The organism is Schaedlerella sp. (assembly GCF_056796775.1).
The window spans coordinates 47892-54185 of sequence record NZ_JBQIKP010000034.1; the positions used below are offsets into that span (position 1 = coordinate 47892).

General features: G+C 41.6%; 6 protein-coding genes. All 6 read left to right on the top strand.

Annotated features, from left to right (window positions below; translation table 11 throughout):
* Positions 1–166 precede the first annotated feature (166 nt).
* On the top strand, positions 167–550 hold the full coding sequence (locus tag ACTOY7_RS14950; RefSeq protein ID WP_482672476.1) for a GntR family transcriptional regulator: 384 nt from the start codon (positions 167–169) through the stop codon (positions 548–550).
* Entirely contained in the window at positions 543–1403 is an 861-nt protein-coding gene (locus tag ACTOY7_RS14955; RefSeq protein ID WP_160281641.1) for an ABC transporter ATP-binding protein, read from the top strand. The genes ACTOY7_RS14950 and ACTOY7_RS14955 overlap by 8 nt, the downstream gene beginning before the upstream one ends.
* Positions 1396–2046, top strand: a complete 651-nt coding sequence (locus tag ACTOY7_RS14960) for an ABC-2 transporter permease (RefSeq protein WP_160281642.1) — start codon at positions 1396–1398, stop codon at positions 2044–2046. The genes ACTOY7_RS14955 and ACTOY7_RS14960 overlap by 8 nt, the downstream gene beginning before the upstream one ends.
* Before the next feature lie 356 nt (positions 2047–2402).
* The gene (locus ACTOY7_RS14965; protein WP_482672706.1) at positions 2403–4778 is read left to right on the top strand and encodes an ABC transporter permease; all 2376 of its coding nucleotides are present in this window, start codon (positions 2403–2405) and stop codon (positions 4776–4778) included.
* Between the two features lie 183 nt (positions 4779–4961).
* Complete coding sequence (locus ACTOY7_RS14970; protein WP_016222139.1) at positions 4962–5627, top strand: ABC transporter ATP-binding protein; 666 nt, start codon at positions 4962–4964, stop codon at positions 5625–5627.
* A gap of 14 nt (positions 5628–5641) precedes the next feature.
* Positions 5642–6294 (top strand): ABC transporter permease (locus ACTOY7_RS14975; RefSeq protein WP_482672707.1); only part of this gene is annotated, 653 nt, incomplete at its 3' end.

A 6294-nucleotide genomic window follows, 5' to 3' on the forward strand; every position in this document is an offset into this window, starting at 1 on the left:
CAGATTATGAGGATGTAATGAAATTTGATGTAAAGTAGTATTTTATTTCCGTTATATTTTCTTGAACCTTGACAATACAAACATCCATTCATTGACATTATTTTTTCTTTGTGTTATACTATTATGCATAACAGTATAACACTTAAAACACACGGAGGATACAGCAATGAAACTGATTATTTCAAATGTATCTGGCGTCCCCATATACGAGCAGATTAAACAGCAGATCAAGGCGGCTATTTTATCTGGCGAGCTTCAAGCCGAAGAAACTTTGCCCTCTCTTAGAACACTTGCCAAAGACTTAAAAATCAGTGTCTTAACAGTGACAAAGGCATACACAGAATTAGAACAAGAAGGCTTTGTTAAAAATGTGCAGGGACGCGGATGTTTCGTAATGGGGTCTGGTTCAGAACTGATTAAGGAGCAGCTTATTTGCAAAGTAGAAAACAATCTTACCGAAGCAATAAAAGCAGCAAAAATGGCAAATCTATCCACAGAGGAATTACATCGGCTTTTGGACATTTTAACGGAGGTAAAAACAGATGACTAATTATTTAGAGGTAACGAACCTTTCAAAATCTTTTGATTCCTTTCAGCTTCACAATATCAGCTTTACTTTGCCAAAGGGCTATATTATGGGCTTGATCGGTCCGAATGGTTCTGGCAAAACGACGACAATCAAACTGATTTTGAATATGCTGGGGCGCACCGGCGGCACAGTCAAAGTGATGGGGCTGGATCATATCACAGAAGAACAAAAAGTAAAATCAGAGCTGGGCGTTGTTTTCGATACAAATTATTTCAGTGATGATTGGAAAGTGTCGCAGGTTGAAAAATCCATTTCGGTATTTTATCCAAATTGGAGCAGGCAGAAATTTGCGGATATGTTGCGGAAATTTCACATTGCACCCACCAAAAAGGTAAAAGAGCTTTCCAAAGGTATGCAGATGAAGTTAATGCTTGCCTGTGCATTTTCATACGACGCTAAACTGCTGATTCTCGACGAGCCTACCAGTGGACTTGATCCGGTTTCCAGAGATGAACTTTTGAAAATTCTTTCAGAGTATATTGAAGATGGCGAGCATAGTGTTTTGTTCTCCACCCATATCACAGGCGATTTGGAGCGCGCAGCCGATTATATTACCTACATCAGTTATGGCGAGCTGTTCTTTACTGGTAGCAAAGATGATTTTGTAGATATATTCCGCATTGTAAAAGGTGGAATCGAAGAACTGTCCGATGATCTGAAAAATAAGGCGGCTGGTATTCGTACATTCCCTACGGGATTTGAAGCTCTGATGAAAACTGAAGATATTAGCGGTTTTTCAAACATGACCGTTGAGCCTGCCACTATTGATGAAATTGTAGTATTTACAAGCAAGAAAGGTGACGATTATGAGTAATATTTTGAAATCCACAAAATTAGATATTGCATTGGTAAAACCATATTTTAAGACAATTTGCTTTACCCTGCTCCTGCCGATTGTGTTTGCTGCAATCAACCGTTCTTTGCTGACAGGGGTATCATTCGCTATGTGCTTTATTGCCATGACAACGGGATATCCCTTTTCCATCACAGAAAAAAACAGCATGGATCGTCTGTTTGGTATTTTACCTGTTCGTAAAAGCGAGCTTGTAATCGGACGATATGTTTTCGTCCTTGCAATGGGGCTTCTTTCCCTGATTATTTCTTTGATTGTACAGCCGCTTGTCTTGAAAGTGCTGGGTGAAACAGTTGGTGTATTTGACATTGTGACTGCCGCTATTGCAGGAGTATTCTTATTTGCACTCTATACGGTGTTCCAGATTCCGGGATATTACAAGTACGGTTCAATCAAAGGCCGGGTATTTATGTATATCCCAGTGGCCGGTTTTTTGGTGACTTTACTTCTTCTCTCTAAAATGCCGGCTATCGGAAACTCAATTATTTCAGTCATTGAATCTTCCCCGATCCTTCTCGTTTTCCTTGCAGTTTTTGCTATTGTCGTGATGTATACGGTTTCCATCATCTTGTCCATTCGGATTATGAAGAAGAAAGAAATGTGAGGTGATTGTATGGATTTCACAATTTTAGCAGTAGTGCTTTTGATCGGTGTTGTTGTTCCTATCCGTAATAAACTCATACGGAAATATCGGGATAAAAAGAAACAAGAAAATAATAAGGATAAATAGAAATTTTTCCATCTGTACGGTTGGATGCTAATCCGCAGTCGCATTTTCATTGCAATAAATTGCATAAAAATGTGACTTCGGATTGCAACCGTACAGGTGGAAATTTTTTTGAAATGTCCGAGCTTTGTAACATTTCACCCCGATTTTCAATGAAATTTTTTGGCCGCTGTAACATTTCGCGGACATTTGGGTTTTACAATAGCCTTATCAAATATGGAGGTGATACAACTATGACATGGCCTTTTGAAAACGATACAAGCGCCATTACAAAAAAGTTGGCAAAACGAAACTTAAAAGCAGATAAAAGCAGAAACATCCTCATTATCATTACGATTGCCTTAGCTGCCTGTTTGATAATGACAACGACCTTGTATTTTTTTGCTTCGCAGCGAAAATCATTAAATGATGCGGCTGGGCGTTATCAGGCAATTATCAATGAAGTCGATAATGATACCATTACGAAATTAGTAAATGACGATAGGATTCAAGTGGGTGTAAGTCATTTATTGGGTTTAGTATCTTATGGGGACTACAAATTAACCGTTCGTTCAATGGACGAAACGCTGATGAAATTAGCAAAATATCCTGATTTAGAGGGAGAATTGCCCAAATCTACAAATGAAATTGCTATCACAAAGGCGTTTCTTGACAGAGCTGGATTGTCCAAATCCATAGGCGATACGATATCGTTAAATCTGGGAGATGGAGAAAAAGATTATACCTTATGTGGTATTTTGCCTGTCGAAAATTCAAATTATTCCGTATTCGTGTCACAGTCCTATATTGAAAACAAGATCAGCGAACCGGCATACTCCGCTTATATCCGTTTGAATGAATCTGATGGTTGGTCTAAGGCCGCTATACAAGCTGAATTATCAACATTGTGCAGAGAATTGGAAATACAGCCGGAGCAAATGCAGTTTTCAACATATTATTTTTCTCTCATTGAACAGAGAAGCAGTCAATATATCGCTGTAATAGCATTTATCAGTATTATTATCGCTTTGTCTTGTACCCTTGTTATTTACAGTCTGTTCTATGTGTCCATAGCCAGAAAAACAAAAGAATATGGGAAACTGCGGACAATAGGGGCAACTGGAAAACAGATGAAAAAAATCGTTTTTAGAGAGGGATTCCATCTTTCCAGAATTGGTATTCCGATTGGAATATTAGCCGGTGCAATAGCGGGATATGTCCTTGTCCCACAAGGCTGGAACACTTTAATGGTATTTGTAATTGCCGCTGTTACAGCTCTGTTTGTGTATCTATGCGTTATGATTGCTGTAATTAAGCCAGCCAAAATTGCTGCTCACGTTACGCCTATTGAAGCAGTCCGTTATATGGCGGGCAATAATGATGTAATGTCCAACAGTACAAAAGTGTTACATCGTTCTCTATCCGCGAAAAATTTAGCTTTCCTTAATTTTGCAAGGAACAGAAAGAAAACCGCTTTAACGCTCCTGTCGTTAGGGGTATGTGGAATTTTGCTGATGGCAAGCTCTGCATATTTTAATTCCATTGATCCTTTAGCGATGGCGCGTAGGAGTTTTCCTTACGGAGAAATTCGCCTTGAATTAGGCGATTACGGGCCGCAGGCACATAACAGCGAACAATATTCAGAACTCCAAAAATCGAATCTGCTCACAGAAGATTTTAGAGAATCCATTTTGGACATAGATGGTGTGGAAGAAATAAAAGAATACCAAGGCACCGTTTTGAATGTTCGTATGCCAACGGGAGATATTGAACCGATTGTTTCAGACGCATATATGCCAGGCTCTCAAAAATTGCTTGAAGAATATTTGATTGATGGTACAGCGGATTTGCAGGAACTACTGAATAATAATGGCATTATTATTGAAAATGGCCCACAGTGGAAAGAAACTTTTGGGTGGGATGCAGCGATTGGGGACGAACTTCTGATTGAAGCTGGCGGACAAACATTGGTAGTAAAAGTAATGGGAATTGTGGACGCTAATATCCCGTATGGCGGATATGATACGCTATTTATTCCTTTAGAAATGCTGTCAAAAATCGTTCCTGTTGAAAACCTCGATTATCAATTTATTGTAGATACAGATGACAGTAAATGGGCAGCTGCAAAAGATGAAATCCAAAAGATAATTCCACCGACTTCCAGCTTCTATGTTAGTACCTTGAATGATTGGGTAGAGGCATACAACGAAAAACTATGGAATTATCGTATGCCAGTTTACATTTTTGTTATGTTTATCGGGGTTTTTGGCATTATCAATCTGCTAAACACACTGATAACAAACATCTTGACACGGAAGCGAGAATTGGGTGTTTTGCAAGCGGTTGGTTTGAGCAGTAAACAGCTTTCAAAAACGTTATTGATAGAGGGCTTGTTCTATACATTAGGGGTGCTGCTTCTTTCCATATCATGCGGAACTCTTATCGGGTATCTTCTCTGCGCCGTCTTTAGTGCAATGAGTATTTTTGGAAACGTAAGCTATCATTTTCCGACAGTTGAAATGTTCAGTTATTTTATACTGATGCTTGTCGTCCAAATGCTTTTCTCGTATTTGGCAATTCGGCAGATAAAAAAACAATCTCTGGTAGATCAAATACGGGAATTGTCATAAAAATTTTCGCAGTAGTGTGCCGATAAAGCTGCCAGTGGCAGGTTTTCGGCTGAAATGTCCGAGCGTTGTAACATTTCACCCCGATTTTCAATGAATTTTTTGGGCCGCTGTAACATTTCGCGGACATTTGGGTTTTACAATACCCTTATCAACAGGCAGAAAGCCTTGAAAGGAGTTTTGAATATGAGCATTTTACAGACGATTGACCTAAAAAAGCATTACGGTGCAGAGCCGAACATTACCCGCGCCCTTGACGGCGTGAACTTCTCCGTAGACGAGGGCGAATTTGTGGCCGTTGTGGGAACCTCCGGCAGTGGCAAGTCTACCCTGCTTCACATGATGGGCGGGCTGGACACTCCCACCAGCGGAACCGTGATTGTCCGAGGCGAAGAACTGGCAAAGAAGAACGACGAACAGCTCACCATCTTCCGCCGCCGCAACATCGGCTTTATCTTCCAGAACTATAACCTTGTTCCCATCCTGAATGTGTATGAGAACATCGTCCTGCCGGTGGAATTGGACGGGGACACGGTGGATCAGAAGTTTTTGGACGAGATCGTTCACCTGCTGGGGCTGGAAGATAAACTGAAAAATATGCCGAACAATCTCTCCGGCGGCCAGCAGCAGCGTGTGGCGATTGCCCGCGCCCTGATTACCAAACCGGCTATCGTGCTGGCCGACGAGCCGACCGGCAACCTTGACAGCAAGACCAGCGCCGAGGTGCTGGGGCTTATCAAACGCACCAGCGCGGAGTTCCGGCAAACTGTCGTAATGATTACCCACAACAATGACATTGCCCGCCTTGCAGATCGGATTATCCGCATTGAGGATGGCAAGATTGTGGAATAAGGAGGTGGCAGGCTATGACATGGCCTTTTGAAAATGATACCAGCGCCATTACAAAGAAGCTGGCAAAGAAAAGTTTACAAAGCGAGAAGCGCCGGAATCTGATGGTGGTGATCGCCGTTGCGCTGGCGGCGTTTCTGATCTGTTTTACGGGAATTGTGTCTACTTCTCTGATACAAATGCAGCGCAATCAGGTTGTCGATACTTATGAGGCGGTTTGGATGGGCGTAGAGGAAAACGACATTGAAACCCTGAAAGGACTGCCGGAGTTTGAGCGCGTAGGCGGCTACTATATGCTCGGTGAGGAACTTTCGGAACAGGGCTATCATGCGTCCTATGTGTATTGTGACGCGCAAATGATGGAGATTACCAAGGCGCAGATGGAGTTATTAGAGGGCCGGGTTCCTGAAAAAGCAAATGAAGTTGTTGTAAGCGAATACTTTCTTTCCACCTATGGAAACAATGCCAGAATTGGGGACACTGTGACTTTAGATACAGAGAGTTTTCATGGCGATTATGTCGTTACCGGCATTATGGAAAGCGTAAATGAAAAAGAAGCGAATGCCTGTGCTATCATTATCTCTAAAGCTGCCCTGACAGAATGGAATGGGTTTGACCCGGCTGGGTATCGTGCCTATGTCCATTTCAAAAACAGCGAGCAGTTGGGCGA

Coding starts and splice junctions, on each gene's coding strand:
- ACTOY7_RS14960 (WP_160281642.1), top strand. CDS start 1,396: ATGAGTAATATTTTGAAATCCACAAAATTAGATATTGCATTGGTAAAA.
- ACTOY7_RS14965 (WP_482672706.1), top strand. CDS start 2,403: ATGACATGGCCTTTTGAAAACGATACAAGCGCCATTACAAAAAAGTTG.
- ACTOY7_RS14950 (WP_482672476.1), top strand. CDS start 167: ATGAAACTGATTATTTCAAATGTATCTGGCGTCCCCATATACGAGCAG.
- ACTOY7_RS14970 (WP_016222139.1), top strand. CDS start 4,962: ATGAGCATTTTACAGACGATTGACCTAAAAAAGCATTACGGTGCAGAG.
- ACTOY7_RS14955 (WP_160281641.1), top strand. CDS start 543: ATGACTAATTATTTAGAGGTAACGAACCTTTCAAAATCTTTTGATTCC.